We start from the raw sequence: 13,547 nt of genomic DNA, 5'->3' as shown, positions 1-13,547 counted from the left end.
TTGTGTGGTGGCGATAGCGAGAAGGATACACCTGTAACCATGCCGAACACAGAAGTTAAGCTTCTTAGCGCCGATTGTAGTGAAGGGTTGCCCTTTGTGAGAGTAGGACGTCGCCACGCAGTTGTTTATTCCGGCATAGCTCAGTTGGTAGTAGCGCATGACTGTTAATCATGATGTCGTAGGTTCGAGTCCTACTGCCGGAGTTAGCTTCAAATTAATGAATTGAGTAGGATTCTTTTTCTCTGGAGAGTTGTCCGAGAGGCCGAAGGAGCATGATTGGAAATCATGTAGACGGTAACCACTGTCTCAAGGGTTCGAATCCCTTACTCTCCGTTAATTTCCTGGCCCGTTGGTCAAGCGGTTAAGACACCGCCCTTTCACGGCGGTAACACGGGTTCGATTCCCGTACGGGTCATTGCTTTACACTGGAGGTTTAGCTCAGCTGGGAGAGCATCTGCCTTACAAGCAGAGGGTCAGCGGTTCGATCCCGTTAACCTCCATTTACGGTTTGGTAGTTCAGCTGGTTAGAATGCCTGCCTGTCACGCAGGAGGTCGCGGGTTCGAGTCCCGTCCAGACCGTTTATCTTTTGAATAGTTTTGGCTCGGTAGCTCAGTTGGTAGAGCAATGGATTGAAGCTCCATGTGTCGGCAGTTCGATTCTGTCCCGCGCCATTTGGAGGAGTAGCGAAGTGGCTAAACGCGACGGACTGTAAATCCGTTCCTTAGGGTTCAGTGGTTCGAATCCACTCTCCTCCATTGTAGGGGTATAGTTTAAAGGTAGAACAGCGGTCTCCAAAACCGTTAGTGTGGGTTCAATTCCTGCTACCCCTGCCATTATTATTTGTTTAGTTTTTTATAGTATTACGGCGATCGTGGCGAAGTGGTTAACGCACCGGATTGTGGCTCCGGCACTCGTGGGTTCGATTCCCATCGTTCGCCCTCTTATTGGGGTATAGCCAAGCGGTAAGGCAAGGGACTTTGACTCCCTCATGCGTTGGTTCGAATCCAGCTACCCCAGTTCCTTTTATAAGGGAAATTGCATAATGGCGGTATAGCCAAGTGGTAAGGCAGAGGTCTGCAAAACCTTCATCACCGGTTCAAATCCGGTTACCGCCTTTTCGCAAAATTATATAACATGCCGGCGTGGCGGAATTGGCAGACGCGCTGGACTCAAAATCCAGTGCCCGCGAGGGCGTGCCGGTTCGACCCCGGCCGCCGGTATCCTTGATATAACAACGTTTCTAGCTGAAACGTTGTTATATTTTTTTGCGTTTTTCTCAATTAGAGCTTCGAAAACTACCACTTTTTGGCATATTTTATGGAAAGATTCAAAAATCACGTGCTTATTTTCTATTTATAAAAAAACATATGTTGAAGAAAAGCTTGCTATATCAGCCTTTTTTGGATGCACAAATAGCTATCTTATCTATATTTAAATTTATGGTACTGGATAATGCGGATAGTTCTATATGAGAATAAAAAAGCATATAAAATTTGTATTTGACTTACATAATCGCTGATTTATCACTAATTTGCTTCGCATCTGAATTTAAGAATCTTGTTTTTAGTTTAGAATGACTATCAAACATTTCGGACTACTTTTGAGCTACTGCTACAGATTAAACTGTTAAATAACATGTTTGCATCAATAATAATCATCAAGATGTTTCACGGCCTCAAGTTGTCTATTCGGGTAAAGATGACCGTAAAAATCGTAAATCGTATTAATTGAAGCATGGCCTAGTCTTTCTTTTATGAGATAGGGTGGAGTATTATTTTCAATTAACATAGCTACATGTGAATGTCTTAGATCATGGATGCGAATTTTCTTGATAGTTGAATCTCGTTTTAAAACTGTCTCAAACTTTTTCCGTATATGATCTTTTGATAGGAGTACATTTTTGCATTGAAAAACTTGTGTATTACTATCAGCAGTGACTTCCGCTAGACTATTTAGGATAGAGGATTGATGAAGCTTCCAGATTTTTAAATCTTCTAATAGTAAGTGATTAATAGCGATTTTCCGATTGCCAGAAACCGTCTTAGGTTCATTGACGATAAACTGACCATTAAGTCTTAGCAATGTCTTATTAATAGTGATTTCTGCTCGCTCAAAATCAATATCCTGCCATGTCAATGCCAATAGTTCACCTGAACGCATTCCTGTATAAAAGGCTGTTGTGAAAAACAGTAAAAAGTTTTCTTCGTCTGAATGGAATAATTGCTTGAATTGTATAAATTCATGATAGGTCCAAAATTGCATTTTCTTACTAACAACCTTGAGCTTCTTTAATTGACTAACAGGATTTTCAGAAATGAATTTTTTTCTTACGGCAATATCAAGTATTTTCTTGAGCAGCAAAATAATTTTATTAATCGTATTGTTTGAGATTTTCTTCGCAATTAATTTTTCACGAAAGCACTCGATATCTTCATAAGAAGCTTTAACTAGAATAGATTCTTTGAAATATGGTTGAATGTGCTTATGATAATTGTAGTCCTGGCTCTTAATATAGCTGGCTTTGCGCTGATTTCTGACATCCTCTTTCTTCATTAGACCATATAAGTAATCAACTGAGATTCTTTTTAAGTTTTGAGTGGTACTAAATTTGTGTAAATAAATCTTCTCTTCTGCTTCCAGGGCTGCTTTCTTCGTATTAAATCCAGTTCTAACGATCCTCTCTCTTTTTCCAGTAATTACATTTACGCCATTGGATACATCAACAATCCAACTTTTATGATTCTTTGCTTTCCTAACTGACATAGTACGACTCTCCTAATCATTAAATAGTAAAGAGCTAAATATATCACAGATTTATATAGGAGTTTTTTTACTCATGTGATGAACATATAAATAAAAATAAAATTAAATTCTCGGATTTATGTGTCATTTTTCCTTGTCTAATTTGCTGGTATATATGTAAGGATAATTTGAAAGCAAAACTCAAAAAAGAAGAGGAGAATGAAAGATGGCAGTAAGAAGAGACAAAAAGACTAATAAATGGATAATTGATATCTCGACAAAGAATCAGATAACAGGAAAGCGTAAACGAATTGTTCGGAAAAATTTTGATTCTAAGAAGACTGCTCTAGAGGAGGAAAGCAGACTCAGAGAGTTGATTGTTAAAGAGGAAGAACAGGCAGGCATGGATTTTGAATTTTTCTATGAGTTGTTACTGTATGGAGATAAGCTGAGTGGGAAAAAGGAAAGCCATGTAGTTTCTCAACAATATGTATTTGATGTGCATTTGAAAAATTATTTTAAACATGCAAAAATTTCCAAGCTTAACGACCAAGATATTATTGGCTTTAGAAATTCCTTGTTAAAGAAAAAGTTATCGAATAACTATATTAATAAGATTGTAATTTTATTGAAAAAAATATTAGATATTGCTGTGCGGAAGAAAGTATTACGTCAAAATCCATGTACATTTCTTAAACGGTTACCTGTTGAAAAAGAGAAAATGAATTTTTGGACATTTGATGAATTCTCAAAATTTGATGCTTTATTCAATGGGGAAGAACAACTTCTTCGCTTGTTTTTTCATCTGGCATATTTTACGGGTATGAGGATGGGTGAAATATTAGCCTTAAGTTGGGAAGACATTGATTTTGAAAAAAATCAGATATACGTGATTCAATCAGTTACTAAAATTCATGGAAAAGAAATGATTAGTGCCCCCAAAACTGCAGCCAGCAAACGAAGTATTTCCATTCATGCCCAATTAAGTGACCTGTTATTAGAGTGGAAAAATTATCAAAATGATATGCTGGGTCACTATGCTTCGGGTAGAACGGACCTAGACATAAGATTATTTGAAGATGCACCGTGTCATATTATGGATGGAAATAGTATCAGAAAGAAATATGATTCTATCTTAAAGAGAGATTGCAGCTTAAAAAGAATTCGAATCCATGATTTTCGTCATTCCCATGCGGCGCTGTTGGTAGAGCAAAACCAAGAACCATATATAATAAAAGAAAGACTAGGCCACGCTTCAATTCAGACAACCTATGATGTTTATGGGCATTTATATCCGAATAAACAACAAGAAATTGCGGATAGGATTGGTTTGTTGTATTGAAACTATACTATTTGAATATGGATTTCTTTATGGTCCGAATTTTAAAAGATGATTTACTTTTATGCCCTGTAAGTTGAAGTTTAGGGCATGAAAGTAAATTATTGAAGTATTTTTTTAAGCCAATTTTGATAACATTATGCAACCTTGTCGAGAAGAATACTGATGTGACAACACTTTTCAAATTAAAAAAAAGTTAAAGGCTTCTAACTAAGTATAAACATACTTAGTTAGAAGTTTTTAGATACTTATTGACAAATATGATAATACTTGATATAGTAAATTCAAAGAAAAGGAGGGAATATCATGAGATTAAGCTATAATGCAGGAAAAATTTTAGTTTTGGGAAATTGTGAACTGTCAGCGCGAACAATTGAAACAGTCCTTAGAACTTATGGTATACTAAAAAAGGATATAAATTTTGTTTCTTACAATGAAATAAATAAATTTGATTTTTCGCAGTTACTGAATACTGAAAAATATTGTGACATTTTTATTGGGCCAACGCCCCATAAAGCAACCAGTCTCTCAGAGTCAACTAGCCCGTATCAATTCTTAGCTGATCATGAGTTTGAAGTTCCAACTTTTCAACAATTGCGGAAAAAGAATGGGCAACTTGCAATTACTAAAGTGAATTTTGAGAATGCTCTCTTGCACTCGACAAAATTTAGGAAAGAAACTGAGTGGGAATTCCAAGAAGACATATTGAGCTAATTTTTTTAGACAAACTAAAAAGAGTAGAATTATACTTATTTCAGGAATAGAGAATATAAGGAGGAAAAGTCTTGGAGAAAAATAACAAACTGTGGACTGAATTGAACAAATTGAGAGGATATATGGATTTGTACCGATTGGCGTTATTTTTATTTATAATAGCCTTCATTTTTGAAGAGGATCCTGCATCAAAAAAGCTAATCCCTTTTATGGGGAGCGAAGAGCTCCTAAAAAGATTTGATAGTATCACAAGAGAGAAAAAAATCAATTCTATAATTGTCGGGGTAGGAACAAAATTAAAAGAAGTAACTGATGATTTGTCAGACAAAGAATACAAAGAAATTATAGAGGTGGCATTCGACTTATATAAGCAAGACGGTTTTGTAGAACAAGTATTATCTGTATTGTCTTCTGATCGACAAGGTGCTGAATCAGTTACACCAGCTACACTTAATAATTTATTGGTAAAATTAGCAGATATACAATTAGATGAATCTGTGTTAGACCCATCAGCAGGTTTTGGTGGAACTCTATTAGAAGTAATTAGAAGAAATCCAGATCAGATAGTAGTTGGTCAAGAAATTCAACCAGAAGTTGCTGGAATTGCACAGATAATCTTAGAAATTTCTCAAGCTAAAAATTCAACCATCTTTGTTGGAAATACACTAACTAACCCAGGATATCTAAAAAGAGGTAAATTAGAAACTTTCGATAAAGTTGTGACAGTTCCTCCATTTGGTTTAAGAATGACAAATAACGAAGTTTCGAGGGATAGATATGGTCAATTTCCGTTTGGATCTCCTGGTAGATCCTCAGCAGATTGGGCATTTATCAGCAATGCAATTAGTTCTTCTAATATTAAAAATGGTAAGGCAGTAGTTGTTGTGCCAGCTGGAGCTCTGTACCGTACAGGACCGGATAGTAGAATTCGACGACAAATTCTTAGATATGATTTTTTTGAGGCAGTCATTGCGTTACCAGAGCGTCTTTTAGCAAATTCTGCTATTCCTCTAGTTGTATTAATCTTTAATCGAAATAAAGAGCCGATACGACAAGAAAAGGTTTTATTCATTAAAGCGAGAGAAGAAATAATTCATCAGAAAATGGCTGAAAAACTTACCGTGAACACAATTGATGAAATTGTTTCAATTTATAAAAGTTACACGGAAATTGATGGTTTCTCTAAAATAGTAGACGTTGATAGAATAAATCCCGAGAACATGGCAGTAGAGCATTACCTATCTAGTTCCAAATTCGAAATTGATGGTTTTACATATGATGTAGATCTAGATTCTTTAAACAAAGATAACTCCATTTCTTTATCTAGTATTGCTGAAATTGATCGTGGTTTTAACATGACCTCTAAGAATGAAGCGTCGGATGGTGAATTTCGAGTTTTAAAAATTTCTGACATTAAAGGAGATGTTATTGATTACAATCGAGCAGTAAGAGCTAACGCAGTAGAAGGAACCAAAGTGGAAAATTATATTCTTCAAAGAGGAGATATTGTTTTATCAGTTCGAGGTACTACGAACAAAGTTGCTTTTGTCGAAGAAGACTACAATAAAGTAATGATAAATTCTAATTTGGTTAGGATCAGAGTAAAAGAGTTTGTAGTTGAAAAGTATTTACCGGAATTTATCAAACTGTTTATGGAAAGTCCTCTTGGTCAAGCTCAGTTCAAAAGTATGTCGATGGGTACAACAATCCGGCAACTACCTATCAGGGAACTACATGATTATAGGGTTCCTCTAGTTACTTTGAGTAACCAAGAGAACATGGTTAGGTTATACAAAACAGAAAATGACCGCATAAACAAAGAAATCACTTGTTTAAAAAAAGAGAGTATTAAACTTAAAGAAGAACTATATAGTCAAATGGGCATTTTAAAACTATACAAAAGAATAGAGGATGAAAATTGATGAACGAATCGAAACGTAATGAACAAACAACTCAATTTATTCAAACAAAAGCCAATATGATTTGGAATGTGGCGGATATTTTACGTGGCTTATATAAACCTCATGAGTACGGTAAAGTTATTTTACCCATGACAGTTATCAAGCGATTGCACGATACTTTATTGCCAACAAGAGATGAGGTATTAAAAGCTTCTGAAAAACATGTTGGAACAAACGGCCCTATGCGTAATAAATTTTTAGAAAAAGCTTCAGGATACTCATTTTATAATACAAGTCTCTATACATTTGAAACACTCATTGCTGATCCAGAAAATATAGAGGTAAACTTTCGGGCTTATTTAAATGGCTTTTCAGAGAATATGCAAGATATCTTAGCTAACTTTAAATTCGAACAAGAGATAAGTAATATGGCTGAAAATGATGCATTATTTTATGTTATTCAAGAGTTTAATAAGAAGGAATCTTATCTTGGACCAGACAAAGTTACCAGCACGGATATGGGTTATATTTTTGAAGAATTGGTACGGAAATTTTCCGAAAGTTATAATGAAGAAGCAGGAGCGCATTTCACTAGTAGAGATGTCATTTATTTGATGACTGACTTATTGCTTGCGGAAGATAGTGAAACTCTAGTTGGTGAAGATGTTGTTAAAACCGTTTATGATCAAACTATGGGAACCTCTCAAATGTTGTCCGCAATGATTGAGCGGATTCATGATTTCAATGAAAGTGCTGAAGTACGGACATTTGGTCAAGAATTAAACCCAGAAACTTTTGCAATAGCTAAGGCAGACACTATGATTCGTGGAGGCAATCCAGATAATATGGCTAAGGGAAACACACTCTCTGATGATAAATTTACGAATTACACTTTTGATTATTGTATTTCTAACCCGCCTTTTGGAATTGATTGGAAAAGTGCGAAATCAGCTGTCGAAAAAGAACATGAATTAGGAGATGCAGGGCGTTTTAGTCCGGGACTTCCAAAAATTAGCGATGGACAACTATTATTTCAATTAAATGGTTTATCTAAATTAAAAGATACTGGTCGTATGGCGATTGTCCATAATGGCTCAGCTCTATTTTCAGGTAATGCAGGTGGTGGCGAAAGTGCAATTAGAGAATATGCGATTGAAAATGATTGGGTTGAAGCTATTATCCAACTACCAACTGATTTATTTTATAATACGGGGATTTCAACCTATGTATGGATCTTAACAAAGAATAAATCAGCAGAACGGCAGGGGAAAATCCAGCTAGTAGATGCATCGAAAATGTTTGAAAAGCGAAGAAAAAATATTGGGAATAAGCGAGTAGATATTTCAGAACCTTGTCGTGAAATCATCGTCAAAGCGTATGGTGAATTTCAAAATGAAATCTATCACTTAAATGACAAAGTAGTTGAGTCCAAAATATTTGATAATGATGATTTTGGTTTTACTAAAGTAACGGTTGAAAGTCCTTTGAAAGATGAAAATGGCGAACTTGTTCTTAAAAAAGATAAGGTAGTGGTTGATCCAGCTTTGCGAGATACTGAGGATATTCCTTTAAAAGAAGATATTCAAGAGTACTTTGAAAGAGAAGTTTTGCCCTTTAATCCTGATGCTTGGATGGATAGAAAAAAAGATAGAATAGGTTTCGAGATTCCATTTACCCGCTTGTTCTACAAATATACTGCTCCTGAGCCTTCTGAGGTAATTGCAGAAAGAATAAAGGAATTAGAAGCATCCATAGTAGCTAACTTTGAAGCTTTATCTGAAAAGGATGTGCCTAATTTTGACTAGAGGTATGAAAAAAACAGGGATTGATTGGGTACCTTTTGCACCAAAAGGTTGGAAAATTTTGCGAGGCAAATTTTTATATAAAAAAATGGAGCGTAAAATAGATACTGATGAAGTTGTCACGGTATTTCGAGATGGTCAAGTTGTCCAAAGAAAAAGAAGACGAAATTCGGGATTTACAAATGCAATAAAAGAAATAGGGTATCAGGGAGTATGTAAAGGTGATTTAGTTATTCATTCAATGGACGCATTTGCAGGAGCTATAGGAGTTTCAGAAGATAACGGAAAGTGTAGCCCTGTTTGTATAGTTTTAGAAGGAGAAAATAAAGTAGTTGACAATTACTATTTTGCATTTCTTTTAAGAGTATATTCAAATTTAGGGTATATTGAATCTATGTCTAAAGGCATTCGCGTAAGATCGACAGATTATCGCTATGCTACTTTTGCGAATACACTTTTACTTGTGCCCTCTCTCAATGAGCAAAGAAGGATTGTGGAAATAATACAGTCCCAATCGACATTGATTGACTCTTTAATTTCCAAAACTCAGCAATCAATCGAGGAATTAAAAAAATATAAGCAGGCCTTGATAACCGAGACAGTTACTAAGGGTTTGGATAAGAATGCTGAGATGAAAGATAGTGGAATTGAATGGATTGGGCAGGTTCCAAAAGAATGGGAAATAAAAAAGGTTCGTTTTTTTTTACAAGAAGTATCAGAAAAAAACTTTCCTAATGAAAAAGTTTTGTCGTTATATAGGGATTATGGTGTAATCCTAAAAGAAAGTAGGGACGACAACCATAATGTCACATCGTTAGACACATCTTCTTATAAACTTGTTCAGCCTAATCAATTAGTCATTAATAAGATGAAGGCGTGGCAAGGATCGATGGCAATCTCAAAATTGAGGGGAATCATATCGCCTGCGTACTATATATTTGAAATAAAAGATAACAATATTGATTTTGATTTTTTAAACTATGTTTTGAAGAATAGAAGCTATTTAGATGAGTATAGAAGAATCTCTGCAGGATTAAGAACAGGACAGTGGGATTTAGATAAAAATCAATTCAAAAATATTTTATTTGCCTTTCCTTTTAACATTGATGAGCAAAAAGAAATAGCAAGATATATAAATAAAAAAGAGTTGTTAATTAATAATTTAATTGAGAAAAAATTAGACTTTATTATGGAGCTACATAAATATAAACAAGCTCTTATTTATGAATACGTTACTGGAAAAAAAGAAGTGTAAGGAGGTGTCTATATTGGTAGAAAATAAAGAAATTCGTTTTGAACAAGATATTGAAACTTCGTTGATTAACAATGGTGGATGGCAAAAAGAAAAGTTTAGCCACTCAACTTTTGATGCCACCATTGGATTAGATTTAAATAAACTATTGGAATTTATCCAAGAGACTCAACCTAAACAATGGGCAAGACATCAGAAAAATTACAGTGGAGATGGTGAAGCTAAGTTTTTGCAACGCTTTAATCAAGAAGTTGATGCACATGGTATGCTTCATGTGTTAAGAGCTGGTATTAAAGATCGTGGTGTAAAGTTTAATATTGCGTACTTCAAACCAGTTTCAGGGTTAAACTATGAGTCAATAAAAAGATATGAAGCAAATCGATTCACTTGTACTAGACAATTCGCCTACAGCCCCAATAATCATAATACGATTGATATGGTTTTATCTATAAACGGCATCCCTATTGTTGCTCTGGAACTAAAAAATCAATACACAGGTCAAACAGTCGAAAATGCTAAAATTCAGTTTCAGAAAGATCGTGACTTTAAAGAATTAATATTTGGCTTTAATCGTCGTTTCCTAGTGTACTTTGCTGTGGATCATACTGATGTCTATATGACAACTAGGCTGTCAGGAAGAAAGACTTATTTTCTTCCTTTTAACCAAGGCTCAAATGGTCCAGGAAATGTTGGTGGGGCAGGAAATCCATCAAATCCAGATGGTTATCCAACAGCTTATTTATGGGAACAAGTTCTTACCACTGACAATTTAATGGATATTATTCAACGATTTATGAATTTGGAAGTAAAAAAAGAAAAACAAGGTGATCGTGAAATAACTAAAAAGACTTTGATTTTCCCACGTTATCATCAACTAGATGTTGTTAGAAAGTTAGTTCAGAATGTTAAAGCTAATGGTAGTGGTGAGAACTATTTGATTCAGCATAGTGCAGGCTCTGGTAAATCTAATAGTATTGCTTGGCTTGCTTATCACTTAGCTTCAGCACACACACAATTTGACGAACCAATCTTTTCTTCAATCATTATTGTCACAGATAGAACCGTTTTGGATAGACAGTTGCAAAATACAATTACCAGTTTTGATCATAAAGCCGGCCTTGTAGTTACGATCGATGATAAGAAAACTTCGCAAGACTTAAAAGCTGCAATTAATGATAGAAAAAAGATTATCATTACTACATTACAAAAATTTCCAATCATTTATCAAGAAATTGATGAAGCTCAAGGTAGAAATTTTGCGGTTATTGTTGACGAAGCCCATTCTTCTCAAACAGGGAATAGTGCGCAAAAATTAAAGGCAGCTTTGGCAGATAAAAAAGCTACTTTAGAAGAGTATGCTGAGATAGAGGGCGAAATTGAGGATGCTACGCCTGATGCTCAAGATGAGTTGGTCCAACAGTTGATTTCACAAGGAAAGCATGAAAACCTGAGTTTTTTTGCCTTTACTGCTACTCCCAAAGAGAAAACTTTAGAAATGTTTGGTACAAAACAAGCTGATGGTAGATTCTCACCATTTCATGTTTACTCTATGAGACAAGCGATTGAAGAAGGCTTTATTTTAGATGTTTTAAATAATTATATGACCTATAGTACTTCTTACCGTATTGCAAAAGAAATCAGTGACAATCCTGAACTACCCAAAAGTGAGGCTACGAGAGCAATCGTAAGATTTCAATCATTACATCCTTGGGCTGTTGCACAAAAAACTGCTGTAATGATAGAACAGTTTCGCTCAGTGACAAGTAGAGCGATTGATGGACGAGCAAAAGCAATGGTAGTTACTGCATCACGTTTGCATGCAGTTAGATATATGAAGGAGTTCAAAAAATATATCGCTAATAAAGGTTATGAAGATTTAGATGTGCTCGTTGCTTTTTCTGGGACAGTCACCGATGGAGATGATGAGTTTACAGAATCAAAAATGGATTCAACGAAATCTGGTGATCAAGTGAAGGAAAACCAATTGAAAGAAACGTTTCATAGCGATGAGTTCAATATTTTGATTGTAGCTGAAAAATACCAGACGGGCTTTGATGAACCCTTATTGCATACCATGTTTGTGGATAAAAAATTACGAGGAGTCAAAGCCGTACAAACTTTATCTCGATTAAATCGAACGATGCCTGGAAAAAAAGATACCTTCATTTTAGATTTTGTAAATTCTGCTGAGGATATTCAAGAAGCGTTTCAACCGTTCTATGAGCAGACAAATTTAAAAGAAGAAATTAATGTGAATTTGATTTATGATACTCAAAGTAAGTTGCACAAGTTCAATGTCTATAACAAAGAGGATATTGATTCTGTAATAAAGCTAGTTAAACAAGCCCAACAAAAGCAAGATGAACGTTTATTAGGTCGGATTTCTAGTAAATTTCAACCAATTGTTGAACGCTATAAAGATATGAATAAAGATAATCAATACCAATCTCGTGTTACTCTCCGAAATTTTGGGAAATGGTATGATTATATTTCACAACTAGATCGTTTGTTTGATAAAGAACTTTTAGAAGAAAGAATTTTTACCGGTTACTTACTTAAATTCCTACCTAAAGAGCAAAGAGAGAATATTGATATCTCTGATAAGGTAAAACTTGAGTATTACAAACTGCGAAAAGATTTTTCTGGAGAATTGGATTTAGTTAAAGAAGAGGGAACTTTAGAAAATCCTAAAACTATTGATGCAGGTATTAAACCACCTGATGAACGAGATTCTTTGGATGAAATCATTCACAAAATCAATGAACGATTTCCAGATGATTTTGGAGAAGGGGATAAAGTCCTCGTAGAAATTCTGTATAAATCTTTTGCAGAAAATCCAGATGCAAAAATAATTAGTATGGCAAAAAATAATGATGCTCAAATGTTTGAAAGATCGCTTTTTCCAGACGTATTCAAGGACAAAGTAATGGAACAATATGAATCGAACAATGCAGCGTTTGAAAAAATGCTTGGCCAAGAAGATCAGTATTTCAATTTAGTCTATACTTTAGTAGCCAGAGACCTGTATAAATTATTGCGATCAAAATAAGTTATTTCAAATAACAAATCAATATAGAAGTATTTATGTGTAGACAATTTTCCAAAATATTCTAGGAGTGTAGCCATGCTAGAAAACAAACTTAATATAACTGATCAAATTGATTTAGCCAAGACCGAAGAAAAGCTCAGCAAAAAAAGAGCTAAAGAATTATTTGAATCAGGTGAGATTAATGATTTTGAGATAGGCACATTTCGCGGCCTTTCTGATATTCATGAAGACTTGTTTGGGGATATCTATTATTTTGCTGGAAAAATCAGAGACATAAACATTGCAAAAGAAAACTTTAGATTTGCTCCGGTGATGTATTTAAAAACAGCATTGGAAAATATTGATTCAATGCCTCAAAGCACTTTTGAAGAGATTATCGCTAAATATGTCGAGATGAATGTGGCGCATCCTTATCGAGAAGGCAACGGTCGCAGTATACGCATGTGGTTGGACTTGATTCTTAAAAAAGAATTAGGAAAAGTTATTGATTGGTCTTTGATCGATAAAGAAGCTTATCTGTCAGCGATGGAACGTAGTCCTATTAATGATTTAGAAATTCGTTTTTTACTGAAAGAGGCTTTGACAGATAAAGTAGATGACCGAGAGATTTTCATGAAGGGTATTGATACGAGTTATTTTTATGAAGGTTATATGGAGTATAGGGTTGAGGATTTGTAGAAAACATCAAATATTATTCTGGTATATGATTTTAGGTATTTTACCCTGTTCAGAAACTTAATATTGTTT

8 protein-coding genes, 12 tRNA genes and 1 rRNA gene are annotated in these 13,547 nt (G+C 34.8%); 20 read left to right on the top strand and 1 reads right to left on the bottom strand.

The genetic code is table 11. From position 1 onward, the window contains the following. Positions 1–3: 3 nt before the first annotated feature. The 13 genes from rrf (at position 4) to ORH16_RS17530 (ending at position 1,221) form a co-directional block, all read left to right on the top strand. Positions 4–119 (top strand): 5S ribosomal RNA (gene rrf / locus ORH16_RS17590). Between the two features lie 10 nt (positions 120–129). Then, a tRNA-Asn gene (locus ORH16_RS17585) sits at positions 130–203 on the top strand. Positions 204–244: 41 nt separating this feature from the next. After that, positions 245–333 (top strand) — tRNA-Ser (locus ORH16_RS17580). Positions 334–343: 10 nt separating this feature from the next. Further along, positions 344–415: transfer RNA gene (locus ORH16_RS17575), tRNA-Glu, on the top strand. Positions 416–427: 12 nt separating this feature from the next. After that, positions 428–500: transfer RNA gene (locus ORH16_RS17570), tRNA-Val, on the top strand. 5 nt (positions 501–505) lie between these two features. Further along, positions 506–579 (top strand) — tRNA-Asp (locus tag ORH16_RS17565). Positions 580–599: 20 nt separating this feature from the next. After that, positions 600–672 (top strand) — tRNA-Phe (locus ORH16_RS17560). Positions 673–675: 3 nt separating this feature from the next. Next, positions 676–756, top strand: a tRNA-Tyr gene (locus ORH16_RS17555). A 4-nt stretch (positions 757–760) separates the two neighbouring features. Then, positions 761–834: transfer RNA gene (locus ORH16_RS17550), tRNA-Trp, on the top strand. Between the two features lie 32 nt (positions 835–866). Continuing rightward, positions 867–939 (top strand) — tRNA-His (locus ORH16_RS17545). A 7-nt stretch (positions 940–946) separates the two neighbouring features. Continuing rightward, positions 947–1,018 (top strand) — tRNA-Gln (locus tag ORH16_RS17540). A 27-nt stretch (positions 1,019–1,045) separates the two neighbouring features. Then, positions 1,046–1,116 (top strand) — tRNA-Cys (locus ORH16_RS17535). Positions 1,117–1,137: 21 nt separating this feature from the next. Beyond that, positions 1,138–1,221 (top strand) — tRNA-Leu (locus ORH16_RS17530). Between the two features lie 424 nt (positions 1,222–1,645). On the opposite strand, the gene ORH16_RS17525 is transcribed toward ORH16_RS17530, so the two are convergent. Further along, positions 1,646–2,764 (bottom strand): site-specific integrase, encoded by a 1,119-nt coding sequence (locus ORH16_RS17525; RefSeq protein ID WP_265460200.1) that lies wholly within the window; start codon positions 2,762–2,764, stop codon positions 1,646–1,648. 205 nt (positions 2,765–2,969) lie between these two features. Here ORH16_RS17525 and ORH16_RS17520 point away from each other — a divergent pair, with 205 nt between their 5' ends. From ORH16_RS17520 to fic, 7 genes are all read left to right on the top strand, one after another. Beyond that, complete coding sequence (locus ORH16_RS17520; protein ID WP_265460199.1) at positions 2,970–4,085, top strand: tyrosine-type recombinase/integrase; 1,116 nt, start codon at positions 2,970–2,972, stop codon at positions 4,083–4,085. A 303-nt stretch (positions 4,086–4,388) separates the two neighbouring features. Next, positions 4,389–4,796, top strand: coding sequence for a hypothetical protein (locus ORH16_RS17515; protein ID WP_265460198.1), 408 nt, complete (start codon positions 4,389–4,391; stop codon positions 4,794–4,796). Between the two features lie 71 nt (positions 4,797–4,867). Beyond that, complete coding sequence (locus ORH16_RS17510; RefSeq protein ID WP_265460196.1) at positions 4,868–6,718, top strand: N-6 DNA methylase; 1,851 nt, start codon at positions 4,868–4,870, stop codon at positions 6,716–6,718. Then, positions 6,718–8,502 carry a type I restriction-modification system subunit M gene (locus tag ORH16_RS17505; RefSeq protein WP_265460195.1) on the top strand — a complete coding sequence of 595 codons (1,785 nt, stop codon included), beginning with the start codon at positions 6,718–6,720 and terminating at the stop codon, positions 8,500–8,502. Before ORH16_RS17510 ends, ORH16_RS17505 begins: the two co-directional genes overlap by 1 nt. Next, positions 8,495–9,754, top strand: a complete 1,260-nt coding sequence (locus ORH16_RS17500) for a restriction endonuclease subunit S (protein ID WP_265460194.1) — start codon at positions 8,495–8,497, stop codon at positions 9,752–9,754. Before ORH16_RS17505 ends, ORH16_RS17500 begins: the two co-directional genes overlap by 8 nt. 13 nt (positions 9,755–9,767) lie before the next feature. Then, positions 9,768–12,800: a type I restriction endonuclease subunit R gene (locus tag ORH16_RS17495; RefSeq protein WP_265460193.1), complete on the top strand. Its 3,033-nt coding sequence runs from the start codon at positions 9,768–9,770 to the stop codon at positions 12,798–12,800. Positions 12,801–12,875: 75 nt separating this feature from the next. Further along, complete coding sequence (gene fic, locus ORH16_RS17490; RefSeq protein WP_265460192.1) at positions 12,876–13,478, top strand: protein adenylyltransferase Fic; 603 nt, start codon at positions 12,876–12,878, stop codon at positions 13,476–13,478. Positions 13,479–13,547: the final 69 nt, after the last annotated feature.

Origin of the sequence: Enterococcus sp. HY326 (assembly GCF_026157065.1) — a bacterium.
Taxonomy (GTDB): domain Bacteria; phylum Bacillota; class Bacilli; order Lactobacillales; family Enterococcaceae; genus HY326.
The sequence above is the reverse complement of the archived record's forward strand: the minus strand, read 5'-3'. Positions and strand labels throughout refer to the sequence as shown.